Raw genomic sequence first — 17,236 nt, 5'->3', positions numbered from 1 at the left:
ATTGCAGAGGTTTTCATGATATTTTTGCTGCAGTATTCTATACTGTACGCCTATATTTTCAATAAAATTAAATAAAAATCGTGTTAGATAAAATAATAAAATTTAGTATCAAAAATAAGATGATCATTGGTCTTATGACCTTAGTATGGATCATCTGGGGAGTTTGGAGTGCCACCAAGCTTCCGGTAGATGCTGTGCCGGATATTACCAACAACCAGGTACAGATCATTACTGTATGTCCTACATTGGCAGGGCAGGAAGTGGAGCAGCTGGTAACCTTCCCGATAGAACAAAGTATTGCCAATGTTCCTGGCATTCAGGAGACAAGAAGTATCTCAAGATTCGGACTTTCTGTAATTACCGTAGTATTTAAAGAAGAGGTCAACGTGTATTTCGCAAGACAGTTGATCAGTGAGCAACTAAAAAGCGCAGTAGAAGAAATCCCTAAAGGAGTGGGAACTCCTGAGCTGGCTCCTGTAAGTACAGGGCTGGGAGAGGTCTATCAGTATATTCTTCACCCTAAAAAAGGAAGTGAAAAAAAATACAATGCTAAAGAACTACGAACCATGCAGGACTGGATTGTCAGAAGACAACTTAACGGAACACCGGGGGTTGCTGAGATCAACAGTTTCGGGGGAGAGTTAAAGCAATATGAAGTTGCCATAGATCCCAACCGTTTGAAAGCGATGGGAATCAGTATTAGCGACTTATTCACGGCACTTGAAAAAAATAATCAAAATACCGGAGGGGCCTATATTGATAAAAAGCCTAATGCTTACTTTATCCGGGGTATCGGATTGGTGTCATCTCTGGAAGATATAAAAAATATAGCCGTAAAAAATGAAACAGGAAGTGTTCCTATTTTTGTAAAAGACGTTGCAGATGTACGTCTGGGAAGCGCAGTTCGATACGGAGCATTAACGTACAATGGGAAAGTAGATGCTGTTGGGGGAGTGGTCATGATGTTGAAGGGAGCCAACAGTAATGAGGTTGTGGAAAGTGTTAAAGCAAAGATTCCTACCATTCAGAAATCTCTTCCGGATGACGTGGTGATTGAGCCATTCCTTGATAGAACAGATCTGGTAAGCAGAGCGATCAGCACGGTAGAAAAGAACCTGATGGAAGGAGCTTTAATCGTTATTTTCGTACTGGTTGTCTTTCTTGGGAACCTGAGAGCAGGACTTATCGTAGCCTCCGCCATTCCACTTTCCTTGTTATTTGCATTGGGAATGATGAATGTTTTCGGGGTAAGTGCCAACCTGATGAGTTTAGGAGCCATAGACTTTGGACTTATTGTTGATGGGGCTGTAATTATCGTTGAAGCCACACTTCATTTATTACACAATAAAAATAAAGGAGTGCTCACCCAGATTCAAATGGATCAGGAAGTAGGAAGTGCAGCTTCCAAAATGATGAACAGTGCCATATTCGGGCAGATTATCATCCTGATTGTATATGTTCCGATTCTTACACTGGCAGGTGTGGAAGGAAAAATGTTTACTCCAATGGCTAAAACAGTAGGTTTTGCCATCATTGGAGCCACCATATTGTCTATCACGTATATTCCGATGATGAGTGCATTGTTTCTATCTAAAAAGATTTCCCATAAAGAGACACTTTCAGATAAAATGATGAATGCAATCCAGAAGGTATATCAGCCTTTATTACAGAAAGCTATTAAAATAAAATATATTATTGTTTCAGCAACTGTTGCCATTTTTGTCATTGCAGCTTTCATCTTTAAAGGGATGGGTGGAGAGTTTATTCCACAGTTGCAGGAAGGTGACTTTGCGTTCCACTGCATTCTTCCTCAGGGAAGCTCTCTGAGCCAGAGTATAGAAACCTCAATGCAGGCTTCCAGAATTATCAAACAATTTGATGAGGTAAAAATGGTAGTAGGAAAAACAGGTTCAGCTGAGGTTCCTACAGATCCGATGCCACCTGAGGCTACCGATATGATCGTAGTATTGAAGCCGCAAAGTGAATGGAAAACCAAAAAATCCTACAATGAACTGGGAGATGAAATCAGTGAAAAATTAGAAGCTATTCCGGGTGTGTTTTTTGAGAAGAATCAACCTATCCAGATGCGTTTCAATGAATTGATGACAGGGATCAGACAGGATGTTGCCGTGAAGATTTTTGGAGAAAATCTTGATTCACTGGCGGTATATGCTGACAAAGTAGGAAGAGTGATTCAGTCTGTTGATGGTGCTACTGCCCCTCAGATTGAAAGAGTAAGTGGTTTACCTCAAATCAATGTGCAATATGACAGAACAAGAATTGCCAACTACGGATTAAATATTGAAGACGTTAACAATGCGGTAAGTACTGCCTTCGCAGGAAAAGCTGCCGGACAGGTATTTGAAAATGAAAGACGTTTTGATTTGGTAGTTCGTTTGGACAGCCTTCACAGATCCGATATTGCAGATGTTAATAATTTAATGATTACCACCGCTACAGGAGCTCAGATTCCGTTATCACAGGTTGCTAATGTCAGCTATAAACTGGGCCCTGCTCAAATAAGCCGTGAACAGGGAAAACGTAGAATTGTTATTGGATTTAATGTAAAAGGCCGTGACGTAGAAAGTGTGGTGAAAGATATTCAGGCAAAATTGGATAAAGAGATCAAGCTGCCTTCCGGATATTACTTTACGTATGGGGGAGCATTTGAAAATTTACAGGAAGCCAGCAAACGTTTGATGATTGCTGTTCCGGTATCTTTACTCCTGATATTTATGCTGTTGTATTTCACATTCCGCTCATTAAAACAGGCAGGATTGATCTTTACAGCAATCCCAATGAGTGCTATCGGGGGCGTATTTGCCCTTCTTCTGAGAGATATGCCTTTCAGTATCAGTGCCGGAATCGGGTTTATCGCGCTCTTTGGAGTAGCTGTACTGAATGGAATCGTTTTGATAGGAACTTTCAACCAACTTGAAAAAGATGGAGAGACCGATCTTTTGAAACGGGTATATGAAGGGACAAAAAGTAGATTAAGACCTGTTTTAATGACTGCTACAGTAGCTTCATTAGGATTTTTGCCGATGGCAATTTCCACAGGAGCGGGAGCAGAAGTTCAGAAGCCTTTGGCAACAGTGGTAATTGGTGGACTGGTATCCGCAACCTTTCTTACCTTGTTTGTACTGCCGATGCTGTATATTATTTTTAACACAAAGATTTTGAAAAGAAAAAACAATAATACGGGAACTCTTACGGTCGTTCTTGTTTTAGGATTAATGATGATGGGGCAGACTTTTAAAGCTCAATCCAGACAGATGTCCGCAGAACAGGCAGTACAGATGGCCATAGATAATAATTTAGTTTTAAAATCAAAAGATTTAAGTATAAAATCAGCCGAAGCATTAAGACCAACATCTAAGGAACTTCCAAAGCTAAATGTAGAAGCTCAGTTGGGACAATACAACAGCCGGAATTTTGATCAGTCATTTGCCATTTCTCAAAGTATTCCTTTTCCAACACTCTTTAAAGCAAAAAAGGATTTGATCAATGAGAATATTAAAAGTAAGCAGATTGATAAAGAGATAACAGCAAATGAACTGATCAGACAGGTGCGTACTTATTATTATCAGATTGAATATCTTCAGTTTAATAAAGCACAGCTGACAAGTCTTGACAAGGTGTATGATGATTTTATCAGAATTGCAACCGTAAGATTTAAAGCAGGTGATATTAAAAAAATCGAAATAAATACAGCAGAAACACAAAAAGGAGAAATTGATCTGTTGCTAAGACAGAATGAGGTATATTTAAATAACGCTTATAAGAGTTTAAAAACCATTTTAAATACTTCAGAAGACTTTGAGGTTCCTTTCAATCAAAACTATGAACCTCTGAAAGTAGACAATGTTTTGGATAGTGCAGTGGTAGCTAACAATCCTTCTGTAAGAGCTTTTTACCAGGATATGGAAATTGCGGAGAAGAATAAAAAGGTTGAAAAATCTTTAGGACTGCCTGATTTCAGCTTAAGATATACGAATCAGTCCTTAATTGGTTTTCAGACAGTCAATGGGCAGGAAAGGTATTATGGAAGTTCAAATCGCTTCAATGCAGCGACAATAGGAGTAGGTATTCCTTTGACGTTTGGAGCTACCAAAGCAAGGATTCAGGCACTGGAATATGAAAAACAGGTGGCTGAAACGAATGCAAAAATGCAGCAAAAGCAGCTTGCCACACAGTTGGAAAATGCATTCAGTCAGTATCAGCAGGATATTCAGCAGTATGATTATTATACCAATCAGGCGATACCCAATGCTGAAAAGATTGTAAATGCAGCGCAATTAGGATATAAAACGGGAGAAATATCTTACGTGGAATATCTTTTTGCTTTGCAAACTGCAACCAATATTCAGTTAAAATATCTGGAGTCAATCCAACAAGTTAATCAAGCTGTAGTAACCATTAATTCAATCATTAATAAATAATATGAAATCGCTATTCACAACATTTTCCGGTAGACCAATCCCTATGAAAGTAACGCTGGTATACGATCTTATAAAAAATAAATATGCGCATATGAAACTCAAATATAATATCATAGCTCTTGTTCTTATTTCCCTGTTCATCATAAGTTGTGGAAAGAAAGAATCTTCAACTGAAAAAAATGCTGAAAAAGCTCCCGAAAAGACAGAACAGAAGACCAATCAGAAAGAAGAAGCTCCTGCAACCATTGCGGCACTCACTGAAGAACAAATGAAATCAGTTGGAGTGGCCATTGGATCTGTAGAAATGAAAGAGCTTACTTCCACCATCAAAGCAAACGGACTATTAAGTGTCCCGAACAGTAATAAAGCGACAATTACCTCTTTATATGGTGGGATTATTAAAACAATAAATATCCAGGTAGGAAGTATTGTAAAAAAAGGACAAGTAATTGCTACGATTGCCAATCCGGAATATGTTCGTCTTCAGGAAGATTATCTGACAACAAACAGCAGAATAACCTATGCCGAGCAGGAATACAGAAGGCAAAAAGAACTTTTTAATAATGACGCAGGGGCAAAGAAAAATTTACAAAGTGCCGATGCTGAATTGAATACCTTAAGAACTAAAAAAGCTTCTCTTCTAAAACAACTTCAGATGATGGGAATAAACCCGGAAAGTGTCAATAACGGAAATATGAGATCAGGTTTGGTGATCACCGCTCCTATCAGTGGAACCATCAGTGGAATTACAGCACAGATCGGAAGTTATGTAGATATTTCTTCTCCTGTGGCTACTGTGATTGATAATGGCTCTATTCACCTGGATCTTCAGATTTTTGAAAAAGACCTTCCGAAAATGAGGGTAGGACAGATTGTTCACTTTAATCTGACTAACAATCCGGAAACGGAATACGATGCAAGAATCTACAGTATAGGATCTTCATTTGAAAATGAGAGTAAAACTATTTCTATGCATTGCGAGGTGATCGGAAATAAAGCAGGGTTAATTGACGGAATGAATATTACGGGTATCGTAAGTCTTGATAAAAGTACAACACCGGCTGTTCCTACCTCAGCGATTGTAGAAGCAGACAGCAAATATTATGTTTTCGTTCAAACCGATAAAAAACCGGAAGAAGAACATGAAGAAAAAGGAAAGCCTCATCCTAAAACAATCAATTTTGAAAAAATAGAAGTGATGAAAGGAACATCAGATATGGGATATACGGCGATTACTCCTATCGGTCAAATTCCTGCTGACGCCAAAATTGTAGTCAAAGGAGCCTTCTTTGTAAATGCTAAACTTGTGAATTCAGGAGAGCATGAATAAGTAGTAATGAATGTGGTAGGAATCAGCTGAATATCAATTTTTATGCTTATATTAGAACTGTTTACGAAATAGTTGATGGAAGTATAAAAAGCTGGTAGGAAGTAAAGATCATCTTACAGTATTTTAATAAATGATTCTACTATGCTATTAAACAAAAGAATATCAATCGGATATTTCCTTCGCGGAATCCAAAATCAGATTCTGTTCATCGGTATATTTGCAGTCACTATAGGGCTTTTGGATATGCTTCCATGGTTCAGGAAAATTTCCCTTCCATTAAACATTCCTGCATTGTTGGGTACTGCAGTATCATTGCTCCTTGCTTTCCGGATTTCCCAATCATATGAAAGATGGTGGGAAGCCAGAACAGTTTGGGGAGCCATCGTTAATGATTCCCGATCTTTGGTAAGGCTGATTATCCAATTTATGCCTGCTGGAGAAGATAAAATCATTAAAGACTTTGCAGAAAGACAGATTATTTGGACCTATGCCCTGGGAGAATCGTTGAGAAAGCAACCCCTTTCTGAAAGAGTACAACAGTATCTTAAAGAAAATAATATCAGCGCTCTCAATATCCCCAATGCTCTTTTGGATGCGCATTCCAGACAATTGAAAGAAGTGGCGGCTGCTAAAGGGATCACAGATTTTCAACAGATGCAGCTGAACGATATGATCACCAGGCTGTGCGACAGCATGGGGAAATGTGAAAGACTTAAAAATACGGTATTTCCAAGATCTTACAGTGTTTTAGTTCATATTTTGATCTATGTATTTGCTGCAATACTTCCTTTTGGATTGGATGACTCGCAGTTAGCAGTAGAAATAGGAATTACTTTTCTGATTCCGATTGTATTCATTACCATTGAAAAAACATCAATTATTATGCAGGATCCATTTGAAAATACACCGGTGGATACTCCTATGACTTCTTTGGCTCAAACCATTGAGATCAATATCAGGCAAATGATTGGTGAACAAGACGTTCCTTTAAAAAAAGAAAATACATCCTATTATGAAATGTAGTTAAAAACCGTACTTACAATGATGGAAGAAACAAAAACACAGATACAAACAACCTCCGCAGCCAGTAAGCATAAAAAGAACCTGCTGATTGTACTTGCTTTAAGCGGTACTTACCTTATTGCTGAAGTAATAGGAGGAATTGTTACCAATAGCCTTGCTTTATTAGCAGATGCAGCACACATGCTGACAGACGTGGTAGGATTGCTTTTGGCCTTTATTGCCATAAAAATTGGAGAGAGAAAAGCAGATCCCTCCAAAACATACGGATATTATCGCACTGAAATATTAGCAGCGGTCATTAATGCTGTTGTTTTATTGGGAATATCAATATATGTTTTAATTGAAGCTTACAAACGTTTTCAGGATCCACCGGAAGTACAAAGTACATCCATGCTGATTGTGGCCGGAATCGGATTATTGGTTAATGTTGTTGGTTTAATGATTTTAAGAAAAGATTCGGAAGCCAGTCTGAATATGAAAGGTGCTTATTTCGAAGTGCTTTCAGATATGCTTACTTCCGTTGGTGTAATGATAGCCGGAGTTATTATGTTGACAACAGGTTGGTATTATGCTGACCCTTTGATTTCTGCTGCTATTGGATTATTGATTTTTCCAAGAACATGGAAATTACTGATGGAAGCCGTTCATATTTTGCTGGAAGGGACTCCAAAAGATGTAGACATTCAGGAGCTGCGTACATCGCTGGAGCAGACCCAGGGGGTAAAAAATGTTCATGATCTCCATGTATGGTCTCTTACCTCAAGTGTGAATGCTATGAGTGCCCACATTGTAAAAGATGAAGAGGCTAGCCAGAATCAGCTGTTGAAAACATTAACGGATAAAACGACTCAAAATTTTAAAATCAGTCACACTACTTTTCAGATTGAAGAAGAAGGATACGAAGAAAATGAAGTCCATCTGTAAAAAATTAAATTGTTACCAATGAAAAAAGATATAGAGAGTAAACTCATCGATAAAAATACCAAACCTACCAGTATGAGGATTTTGGTGTATGATTTTTTGAGTTCTCAGGATGCAGCATTGTCTCTTTCAGAAATAGAAAATCATTTTGATAATGCTGATAGAATTACCATTTACAGAACATTAAAAACGTTTGAAGAAAAAGGAATCGTTCACAGCATCCAGGAAAATACCACTACAAAATACAAATTGTGTGAGGATGATTGTGATGAAAAAACACATAAAGACTGGCATCTCCATTTCTATTGTAAAATATGCAAACAGACGACCTGTAAAGAAGATATTTCCTTTCCGGAAAACATCCAAACGAATTTCCGTATCGATGAAATAAGACTCTTTGCTAAAGGAATCTGCGAAAACTGTCTTGAAAGTTTGCAATAGCATTGCATCAGTCTCACTATTAAATTTGTATAAAAATATCAGTTATGGAAAAATGCTGTAGTACAACCCAAGAAAAACCAAATACAAAAGGACATCCTCATAATCATTCAGAAGGAGATGGGCATAACCATGACCGCGATCATGATGACCATGGTCATTCTCACGATACCGGAGATCAGACGATCTTTCAGATGTTTCTTCCGGCGATTATATCTTTTGTAATCTTATTATTAGGAATTGCTTTTGATAATTATATAAAACCCGCATGGTTTACAGGATGGGTACGGTTAGTCTGGTTTTTGGCGGCCTATATCCCAGTAGGATTTCCAGTATTGAAGGATGCTTATAAAAGTATTATCAAAGGAGATGTTTTTTCAGAATTCTTTCTGATGAGTATTGCGACTATTGGAGCATTTGCCATCGGAGAATATCCTGAAGGGGTTGCCGTAATGCTTTTTTATGCAGTAGGAGAGGTATTCCAGTCTATGGCGGTAACCAGAGCAAAAGGAAACATCAAAGCTTTATTAGATCAGCGGCCTGATGAGGTAACGATTATGGAAAATAATCAGCCTAAAACGATAAAAGCTAAAGAAACCAAAGTAGGTGATGTTATCCAACTGAAGCCTGGTGAAAAACTGGCATTAGACGGAGAATTGCTTTCAGATTCTGCATCATTCAATACAGCAGCTTTAACCGGTGAAAGTAAACCGGATACTAAAAATAGAGGCGAAGTAGTATTAGCAGGGATGATTAATATGAACAGTATTGCCCTTGTGAAAGTAAATACCGCTTATGAAGACAGTAAATTAAGCAAGATATTGGAGCTGGTTCAGAATGCAACCGCCCAAAAAGCTCCTACTGAATTATTCATCAGAAAATTTGCGAAGGTATACACCCCAATTGTTGTATTTCTGGCCATAGGAATTACTTTCTTACCTTATTTCTTTGTTGGTGATTACCAGTTTAGAGATTGGTTGTACAGAGCATTAATCTTCCTTGTGATTTCATGTCCTTGTGCATTGGTGATCTCTATTCCGCTAGGATACTTTGGAGGAATCGGAGCTGCCAGCAGAAACGGGATTTTGTTTAAAGGAAGTAACTTCCTGGATAGCATTGCAGAAATTCAGAATGTAGTGATGGATAAAACGGGAACCATGACGGAAGGAGTTTTCAAAGTTCAGGAAGTAAGTATTAATTCGGAATTTAATAAGGACGAAATCATGCAGCTGGTTAACCTGTTGGAAAGTAAAAGTACACACCCTGTAGCCACTGCCATACACAATTATGTAGGAGATATTAATTATTCCATTCCAATGGAGAATGTAGAAGAAATTGCCGGACATGGATTAAAGGCGACAGTGAATGGTAAAGAACTTCTGGTAGGGAATTTCAAATTAATGGATAAATTCAATATCAGCTATGATATCAACCATGCTAATATTGTGTATACCCTTATTGCTGTTGCGTATGATAAAAAATTTGCAGGGTATATCACTATCGCAGACAGTATTAAAGCAGACGCAAAAGAAACGGTAGATAATCTTCACAAAATGGGAGTAAAAGCGACCATGCTGAGTGGAGATAAAGGAACCGTAGTAAAATATGTAGCCGATCAACTGGGGATTGATAATGCATTCGGAGATCTTCTTCCGGAAGATAAAGTGAATAAAGTAAAAGAGATCAAAGCTAAAAATCAGACCGTAGCTTTCGTAGGAGATGGAGTGAATGATGCTCCGGTAGTAGCTTTAAGTGATGTTGGAATCGCGATGGGAGGTTTAGGAAGTGATGCTACCATTGAGACGGCAGATGTTGTTATTCAGGATGATAAACCAAGTAAAATCCCAATGGCAATCAATATCGGTAAACAAACGAAAAAGATTGTCTGGCAGAATATTATCCTTGCTTTTGCTGTAAAAGCTGTAGTTCTTGTACTGGGTGCCGGAGGTTTAGCAACGATGTGGGAAGCTGTATTTGCTGATGTGGGTGTTGCTTTGCTAGCGATCTTAAATGCCGTAAGAATTCAGAGAATGAAGTTTTAAAATTAAATAACGTACAACTATATTATATTAATGAAGGCTCTGCTGATTACAGCGGAGTCTTTTTTTTGAAAAGGGAACGCTTTAGAACATGAATTTTATTTTTTTTCTATGTGCCTGTGTGGTTAGAAAAAATTTAAACCACACAGGCACATAGATTTTAAGCAAAATAAATTAATTCAAGCATTCGTGGCCATTAAATGTCCGGCATCCAATTTTATCGCAGATAAAATCTTTGCACCTTAAAACGTAATCTTTTAAAAACTCTTAGCGTCCTTGCGCATTCCAACAAGGCCAATAAAAAAGCCCTGTCGAGAAAACAACAGAGCTTAACAAGATTAAACTTTTATAAAGAACTAATTTTTTGTTTTGATAAGGCAAAGAAATCAAAGTCCTCTTTTCCGATACTGAATTGATGTTTCCCAACCTTGGTAAAACCGTTTTTATCATAAAACTGTAATGCTCTCTCATTGGAGTTCAGAACGGATAACCAGATATACTTCTGATCAGAATTTTCAAAAGAAGTCATCAGTTCATCCATCAGCACCTTTCCTGCTTTTTTATCCAAAAACTCTTTAAGGACATAGATCTTTTGTAGCTGGGAGGCTGCATTGGAGCTAATAAAGTCAATAGGAGAATGTACTTTCAGTTTTGCATACCCAATCGGAAGTTCATTCCAAAAGGCAATCCAGAATTTATTATTAGGGTTCTGTATGCTGTTCCTGATTTTAGAAACACTGAAAGTCCGTTCAAAATAATCAAATAAGTCCTTTGGATCCCGGAAATGTTCCGAGAATGTTTCTGTGAAGGTTATCCTTCCCAGCAGGGCAATATGTTGAGCATCTTCTGCTGTAGCGGTTCTTACCTGGATCATGATATAGATTCTGAAACCTAAGAATCAAAGTTCGTAATAATATGACAATGATAACAGATACAGTTTTATTAAATTTATAGGGAACAGATTGTTCTAAATAGGTGAAAACTCTCGTGAATTTTGCTGATTACGCAGATTTTTATCCACAATCATCTGTGAAAATTTGTGTTATCTGTGGTTAATTATATTGCCAATAAAATTCAAGTGTTATAAAATATAAGCCCAAAACAGACTTTTCTATGTGTGGTTAGTATTTTTAAACAGCATAGAAATATAGATTTTATGCGTCTTAAAAAGCGTAATCCTGAAAACTCTCTGCGCCTTCGAATATTCCAAAAAAGATTTAGCAGCTCAAACAAAGCCATCAATGACATTCATCATAAATAGAACAGAAAACAGTTTTGAAGTAGTATATTTGTAACACAGAACAAAAGAGTTGAGGTTATTTATTTCCATATTTATCATTTTTACGGTTGCAATACGTCCCGTCTTGCCACTGATAAACTATGTGGTAAATTATGATTATATTGTACAAAACCTTTGTGAAAACAGAGAAATCCCTCAATCTACCTGTAAAGGAAAATGCTATGTGGAAAAAGAGCTGGCAAAAACAGAAAGACAATCAAACAGTTCACAGACTGTAAAGATTGCCGGACTGGATGTTTTTATTTCCAATGAAATTCTTTTCTGTTCAAACAAAACAGAACCTGAGCCACTGGCTGAGGCTCCGGATTCAGATTACTTTGATTCCTATTCTTCAGATTATTTTTTCAGGATATTCCATCCTCCTTTAGCATAAATTTATTTTGAACTAAGGTTTTAGTTTTTTAGCTAAAATGCATCTAAATAATTTATTAAGTATTTTTCAAACAAGGCTTAACCAATAAGTGCTTAAAGACTTTCTCATTTTGAATAAGTTGAAATGTTCAATTTTATGATAACGTCTTATCAAGTTTAAATGTATGGTGTGATTTATTTTTGATGTATTATACTCCCCTTAAAACGAAAAAGCTAAATTAAACAATAAGCAAAAAAGGCTGAAAATACCCATTAATAATAAGTTTTTGCCTACATTAAAGCCTTTGGGTAAAAAAAACGAAACGCCGAAAAATTACTATCTGCTACCATTTTATTACTATCGAAAAAAGTTTTTCATAATTATACAGCCCCTTTTTGGGGCTTTTTTATGCTCTAAATGTATAAAATTACTATTCCATCTAAAAACCTTACTGTAAAGCATTTCATGTGCGTTAAATGAAGTTTGTAAGTAATATTATTCTTTAAAGCATTACTGAAGTTTCTGTATTTACTCAAGTAGCCATAAAAATTACAACATTTGCTTTGGGGTTGCAGTTGGGGTTGCATTTGGGGTTGCAAACTCCTGTTTTTCAGATCTAATTCAGGTATATATAAGGGTCGGAAAACGTCAAAAAAAGTAGTATTTTGAATTATTCAACCATATATAGGGACATCCTATTTATGGTGTACATTGCTTAAAACCAGATATTTAAAACATCGTATGCAATCGAACACTTGCTTTGATTATTGCAATGGCATTAATCTCACTTTTTTTTATGTCTTTTGGTTGATGGTGCTGATTTTGGCTCACCAATCTTACGTAATCATTTCCAAGATCTGATTTTTGCACAAATTTAATGGTCACATAGTCGTCAAAAGTTTCAGTTCTGATACCCAATAAATACATTTCCCCGTAGAATATATCATTAACGGTGGTTTGTTTATATGCAATAATGTCTCCTGATTTTAAAAGTGAATACATACTGTCTCCTGTAACATAAACTGCTCCATCACACTTTGGAAGATTGGGAATTTTAAGAGTTTGTAATATTTCATGAGGAGTCCCACTATCGAAAAGCTCTTTTAAACCAGCTACAGCAGGAAAATCATACAACGGAACCTCTTGATTTTCAATTATACCATCTTTGGTCTTCCTATTTCCGGTTATAGGAGTGATAACGGGTTTTTGTTTCAGCATTTCTCCTTTACCGCTAATAATCCAACTATACTCGAATATGTCAGAATATTCTGAACTATCAAGCCTATGAAAGAAGTCGAAACTAGGCTTTACTTTGCCGCTAGTCAAATCATAAATTGTCTGTGATCTGCTGTATTCCAGCCTCTTAGCAAACTCATTAGGGTTAAGGCCCAGATATTCAAGCATTTTCTGAATTCTTTCAGAAATATTTGTATTTTCTTGCATATTTATTTTGTTTTACTGAAACTTCTGTATATATTTGTCCAGACATTTAGAGCAAATGTATAATAAAAAAATTGATTTATTATGGAAAACAAGGAAAAAGAAAAAATTAATTATGGAGACTATCAGCTACTTGGCGAGATGTTATACGTTTCTTCCGACGCTGCCCGTAAAAGATACAAACGAAATGAAGAGGAGGCATTGAAGGCAATGGATATGATACAAGAAAACCGGAAAGAACTGATTGAAAAGTACAGAAAGTCCTTGCAGATAGATTAGAATTATTAATGAGTTAAAAAAAAGATTATGCCACAAGAATGGGGAAATTTATTAGTCGTTACTAAAGACGAACTGATCCCAAAATATTACAACTGTATCAGTACTTTGAAATCTGAGGTACACAGATACAAGGATCTGCCTTACGGTATCAAAAAAGTACAGAAGGGAGGCAATGGAAGACAGATGTTTATTGACTTTGACAGCCTTTCAAAAAATGTTCAGGACAGCTTGGGTGATCCACGAAAAATGAGACATCCTTTAATTTCTTTTTTTGAATTTGATGCTATTGCAACCCGCTATTATAATGATTTCAGGTTTGAGGATGGCACACCATTAAAAGAAAACTTTAAAGAGGAATATATTATTAATGCCAGTGTTTTGATTTCCGCTGAAAGGTTAAAAGAAGCCCGTCTGTCTGAATGGAAAAAGCTAAGAAAAACATCAACACGCGGAATCATGTCTACTATTATAAGAGACATTACAACATTTAATGAATTCCTTCCAAAACTATTCAACGTCACTCACACGATTGCTTCTTCGCAAAGAGGATTTGACAGGATATGGAAGCCATTTTTTGAGTCTCTAGGTGATGGGCTGAATTTCGAGAGCCTTATTTCCGGGAAGTTAAAAAACCAGAACCGGAAGTTAATGACAGAAGAAATGATGGACTTATTAAATGATATGTTTGCGGGTCAGGATTATAAGCCTTCACGTACTGAAGTTGCCGATCAATATCAAGCCTTTTTAAACGGGCAGTTGGACATTATCAACAAAGAAACAGCAGAAATCTATGATCCTGCCAACCCAAATTTCAGGGAAATGTCTGACAATTCCATTATTGCATGGCTTGGTAAATGGGAGAATAAAATCGGAACCTTTGCCAAGCGTTCAGGTGACAGACAAAAATTGATGCAGCAATTTAGCCCTTGGCACAAGCTTACCAAAATTAAGGAAGCAGGTACGCTGATCTCCATCGATGACAGACAACCTCCTTTCATGTATAATGAACAAAGAAAACGTGCTTGGTTTTATATGGGTATTGACTTGGGGTCTGAAGCTTGGACATGTTGGGTGTGGGGAAAAGATAAGAAAGGTATTATTATCGAGTTTTACCGCCAAATGGTCAGAAACTACTCAGAATGGGGCTTTAATCTTCCGTTGGGGTTGGAGTGCGAAAGTTCACTTAATAGCGGATTTAAAGATACTTTCTTACGTAATGGGAAAATGTTTGACCGGGTAAACATTTATAGGAACCGCGCAAGGTCTAAAGTGGTAGAGCGAAAATTTGAGGAATTAAGATACCGACATGAAAAAAGCCGTCTGGGCTGGCTGGCAAGACCACACGCACTAAAGGAAGAAAATCAAAAAAGCGGAGAAGAAGAAATCATCATTCCTTTTGATACCATTGTAGACCAATCACTCAGCGATATTGAAACATGGAATAATAGCCCTCATTCCGTCCATAAAGAGAAAACCAGATGGGAAGTATTTTGTGAAATGCAGAACAAAAACACTCAAGCAACCCATTGGACTGCTATCCTTCCCCATATAGGAAAAACAGAAATATCAAGCTGTAATGCCGGAATTATTAAGTTCAGAAGTACCACTTTCGTTCTGGGGCTAGAAGGTGAAATTGCCTTGAATGACAACTTAATCGAACTCCTGAAGAATATTGATGGTAAGGAATTTACCATTTACTGGCTCGATGGAAATGATGGGGATGTTTTAAAAGCAATGGTGTATTACAATGATACAATGCTTTGTGATTTGGTTCCTCATCCAGAATATGCAAGATCAATTCATGAAAGGGATGAGCAGGGTCAAATTAACCGCGAGTTAATGAGTGCTTATGAAAATACTGTTAACAAATTTATGGCTCAGCGTAAACGTGAAATTGATCAGGTCTTAATTATTGATCATCGTAAAAAAACACTCAACAATAAATTTCAGATTGGAGGACGTAAAAAATACACTCCAAACACAGATATTCCTAAAGAAGTTTTAGCCGATACTGAGGAGAACACTTATAATCATAATACGGCTACTCCAACGGCAAGACGTTGGGCCTCTAATTTCTAACAAACCAAATTCCAAAATAAAAATAGAATATGATAACAAAAGATTTAATTACAACAGAACAAAAACAGAACATTTGTACCGCTATGTTGGGCGGCAGAGAAAAGTTCAGAGGGAGTGATCTGGCTTATGCAAAATCACTCGGAATAGATTTAAACATCTACCAATCCTTACAAGATGGGAAAACTGAAGATATAATGTCCTTTGGCCAATGGCTTAACATAGGCTCGAAATTTCAGGTGGCGAAGAAGGACTATGAAATGAAATTGGTGAAAACTGAGGTTTACTATGCTTTAGAAGATAATTTCAATTTTTGTCAGGCCACCAGAACCTCAATGATCTTAGTTGATGACTGCGGGATTGGAAAAACCAGATGTGCAATGGATATTATTTCCAAAATGAAGAATGCTTTTTATGTGGACTGCTCTCAATCTCACACCAAGATAAGGTTCGTAAAGCAACTAGCAGCCTCATTAGGCTGCGATACTACCGGAAAATATTATGACATTCTGGAAACCGTTAAATATGCTTTAAATATCATTGAAAACCCATTTGTCTGTGTGGATGAGTTTGGAGATCTGGAATACAATGCCTATCTGGAGTTAAAAGGAATAATGAATGCCACCAAACATAACTGTACATGGTATGCAATGGGAGCCGACGGACTGCGCACAAAAATCACCAAAGGGATCAATAATCATAAAGTAGGGTTTGCGGAGATTTTCAGTCGTTTATCTGATGATTTTGTAACGCTGGTTCCTAAAAATCCGGAAGAGAGAAAAGAGTTTTACTTGAAACTTTTTGGTGATGTTGCCTATGTTAATTTGAAAAACAAAAAAGAGGTTAATGATGTGGTAAAAAAATGTATGGTAAAAGTTGCTAACCCTTTTGAAAAAGAACAGAAAGGACAAAAGATCGGGCGGATTAAATCACTCAGATATTTAGAAACACTCTTAAAAGTCAGGGAATAATGAAAGCACTATCAGTAAAACAAGCGTTTTCTATTGTGTTTAAACTGTTTGATTTTACTGGTCTTTGGCTTCAGGCCTTTGGAAAACCGGAAACCACCGGTTTTTGGTACTTGGGAGGGGGAGAAAAGAACGGAAAATCAACTTTCGCCATGATGCTGGCTAAATACCTAACCACATTTGGAAAAGTGCTTTATGTATCCGCAGAAGAAGGATTATCGAAGGATATTATTGCCGCCATGAAATTTGCGGGATTATCAGATAAAGACAAAAAATTTCACATTATAGATTACGAGCCGTGGGCAGAGCTTCAGGCTCGTTTTAGCTCCCGAAAATGCGCTAAAATCATTTTTATAGATAATTCTACAATTTACAGGGATGAGATCACCAGGAAGATGGTATCAGAATTAAAACAAAACCACCCCAATAAATTAATAATAATGGTTTGTCACGAAGTAAAAGGACTGCCGGACAATGCACTGGCAACAACATGGAGAAAACTTGCAAAAATTATTATTCAGGCGGAGGGTTTAAAAGCTATTATTTCCGGCAGATGTCCGGGAGGAACATTAATGATTAATGAAGAAAAAGCAAATCTTTATTGGGGAACAAAATAAAATAAGAAATA

At 37.0% G+C, this 17,236-nt stretch carries 13 protein-coding genes; 11 read left to right on the top strand and 2 right to left on the bottom strand.

Annotated elements, in window-relative coordinates; translation table 11 throughout:
- The first annotated feature begins 80 nt into the window (after positions 1–80).
- The 6 genes from DRF65_RS00600 to DRF65_RS00575 all read left to right on the top strand — a co-directional run bounded on the left by DRF65_RS00600 (position 81) and on the right by DRF65_RS00575 (position 10,196).
- A complete protein-coding gene (locus tag DRF65_RS00600; RefSeq protein WP_115967996.1) occupies positions 81–4,442 on the top strand; it encodes a CusA/CzcA family heavy metal efflux RND transporter in 4,362 nt (1,453 codons plus the stop codon).
- Between the two features lie 91 nt (positions 4,443–4,533).
- On the top strand, positions 4,534–5,772 hold the full coding sequence (locus DRF65_RS00595; RefSeq protein ID WP_115968633.1) for an efflux RND transporter periplasmic adaptor subunit: 1,239 nt from the start codon (positions 4,534–4,536) through the stop codon (positions 5,770–5,772).
- Between the two features lie 141 nt (positions 5,773–5,913).
- Positions 5,914–6,795, top strand: coding sequence for a bestrophin family protein (locus tag DRF65_RS00590; protein WP_115967994.1), 882 nt, complete (start codon positions 5,914–5,916; stop codon positions 6,793–6,795).
- An 18-nt stretch (positions 6,796–6,813) separates the two neighbouring features.
- Positions 6,814–7,719 carry a cation diffusion facilitator family transporter gene (locus DRF65_RS00585; protein WP_115967992.1) on the top strand — a complete coding sequence of 302 codons (906 nt, stop codon included), beginning with the start codon at positions 6,814–6,816 and terminating at the stop codon, positions 7,717–7,719.
- Positions 7,720–7,737: 18 nt separating this feature from the next.
- Positions 7,738–8,157, top strand: coding sequence for a Fur family transcriptional regulator (locus DRF65_RS00580; RefSeq protein ID WP_115967991.1), 420 nt, complete (start codon positions 7,738–7,740; stop codon positions 8,155–8,157).
- Between the two features lie 44 nt (positions 8,158–8,201).
- Positions 8,202–10,196: a heavy metal translocating P-type ATPase gene (locus tag DRF65_RS00575; RefSeq protein ID WP_115967989.1), complete on the top strand. Its 1,995-nt coding sequence runs from the start codon at positions 8,202–8,204 to the stop codon at positions 10,194–10,196.
- Positions 10,197–10,539: 343 nt separating this feature from the next.
- Here DRF65_RS00575 and DRF65_RS00570 read toward each other — a convergent pair whose 3' ends face one another.
- On the bottom strand, positions 10,540–11,067 hold the full coding sequence (locus DRF65_RS00570) for a GNAT family N-acetyltransferase (RefSeq protein WP_115967987.1): 528 nt from the start codon (positions 11,065–11,067) through the stop codon (positions 10,540–10,542).
- Positions 11,068–11,557: 490 nt separating this feature from the next.
- Here DRF65_RS00570 and DRF65_RS00565 point away from each other — a divergent pair, with 490 nt between their 5' ends.
- On the top strand, positions 11,558–11,866 hold the full coding sequence (locus tag DRF65_RS00565; protein WP_228438422.1) for a hypothetical protein: 309 nt from the start codon (positions 11,558–11,560) through the stop codon (positions 11,864–11,866).
- A gap of 708 nt (positions 11,867–12,574) precedes the next feature.
- On the opposite strand, the gene DRF65_RS00560 is transcribed toward DRF65_RS00565, so the two are convergent.
- Positions 12,575–13,288: an XRE family transcriptional regulator gene (locus DRF65_RS00560; RefSeq protein ID WP_115967983.1), complete on the bottom strand. Its 714-nt coding sequence runs from the start codon at positions 13,286–13,288 to the stop codon at positions 12,575–12,577.
- 81 nt (positions 13,289–13,369) lie between these two features.
- Between DRF65_RS00560 and DRF65_RS00555 the strand changes: the two genes are divergently transcribed.
- From DRF65_RS00555 to DRF65_RS00540, 4 genes are read left to right on the top strand one after another with little or no spacing between them, the layout of a single operon-like run.
- Positions 13,370–13,564 (top strand): hypothetical protein, encoded by a 195-nt coding sequence (locus DRF65_RS00555; protein WP_115967981.1) that lies wholly within the window; start codon positions 13,370–13,372, stop codon positions 13,562–13,564.
- A gap of 27 nt (positions 13,565–13,591) precedes the next feature.
- Positions 13,592–15,643 (top strand): hypothetical protein, encoded by a 2,052-nt coding sequence (locus tag DRF65_RS00550; protein ID WP_115967979.1) that lies wholly within the window; start codon positions 13,592–13,594, stop codon positions 15,641–15,643.
- A gap of 29 nt (positions 15,644–15,672) precedes the next feature.
- Positions 15,673–16,611 (top strand): hypothetical protein, encoded by a 939-nt coding sequence (locus tag DRF65_RS00545; protein ID WP_115967978.1) that lies wholly within the window; start codon positions 15,673–15,675, stop codon positions 16,609–16,611.
- Positions 16,611–17,225 carry an ATP-binding protein gene (locus DRF65_RS00540; protein ID WP_115967976.1) on the top strand — a complete coding sequence of 205 codons (615 nt, stop codon included), beginning with the start codon at positions 16,611–16,613 and terminating at the stop codon, positions 17,223–17,225. The genes DRF65_RS00545 and DRF65_RS00540 overlap by 1 nt, the downstream gene beginning before the upstream one ends.
- Positions 17,226–17,236 lie beyond the last annotated feature (11 nt).

This window comes from Chryseobacterium pennae (assembly GCF_003385515.1).
GTDB lineage: Bacteria > Bacteroidota > Bacteroidia > Flavobacteriales > Weeksellaceae > Chryseobacterium > Chryseobacterium pennae.
Note: the sequence above shows the minus strand (reverse complement) of the source record. Positions and strands in the feature narration are given on the sequence as shown.

Excerpts from the sequence above, each read along its gene's own strand:
- DRF65_RS00585 (WP_115967992.1), top strand. The coding sequence starts at position 6,814 with ATGATGGAAGAAACAAAAACACAGATACAAACAACCTCCGCAGCCAGT.
- DRF65_RS00575 (WP_115967989.1), top strand. The coding sequence starts at position 8,202 with ATGGAAAAATGCTGTAGTACAACCCAAGAAAAACCAAATACAAAAGGA.
- DRF65_RS00560 (WP_115967983.1), bottom strand. The coding sequence starts at position 13,288 with ATGCAAGAAAATACAAATATTTCTGAAAGAATTCAGAAAATGCTTGAA.
- DRF65_RS00540 (WP_115967976.1), top strand. The coding sequence starts at position 16,611 with ATGAAAGCACTATCAGTAAAACAAGCGTTTTCTATTGTGTTTAAACTG.
- DRF65_RS00580 (WP_115967991.1), top strand. The coding sequence starts at position 7,738 with ATGAAAAAAGATATAGAGAGTAAACTCATCGATAAAAATACCAAACCT.
- DRF65_RS00555 (WP_115967981.1), top strand. The coding sequence starts at position 13,370 with ATGGAAAACAAGGAAAAAGAAAAAATTAATTATGGAGACTATCAGCTA.
- DRF65_RS00545 (WP_115967978.1), top strand. The coding sequence starts at position 15,673 with ATGATAACAAAAGATTTAATTACAACAGAACAAAAACAGAACATTTGT.
- DRF65_RS00595 (WP_115968633.1), top strand. The coding sequence starts at position 4,534 with ATGAAACTCAAATATAATATCATAGCTCTTGTTCTTATTTCCCTGTTC.
- DRF65_RS00590 (WP_115967994.1), top strand. The coding sequence starts at position 5,914 with ATGCTATTAAACAAAAGAATATCAATCGGATATTTCCTTCGCGGAATC.
- DRF65_RS00570 (WP_115967987.1), bottom strand. The coding sequence starts at position 11,067 with ATGATCCAGGTAAGAACCGCTACAGCAGAAGATGCTCAACATATTGCC.
- DRF65_RS00550 (WP_115967979.1), top strand. The coding sequence starts at position 13,592 with ATGCCACAAGAATGGGGAAATTTATTAGTCGTTACTAAAGACGAACTG.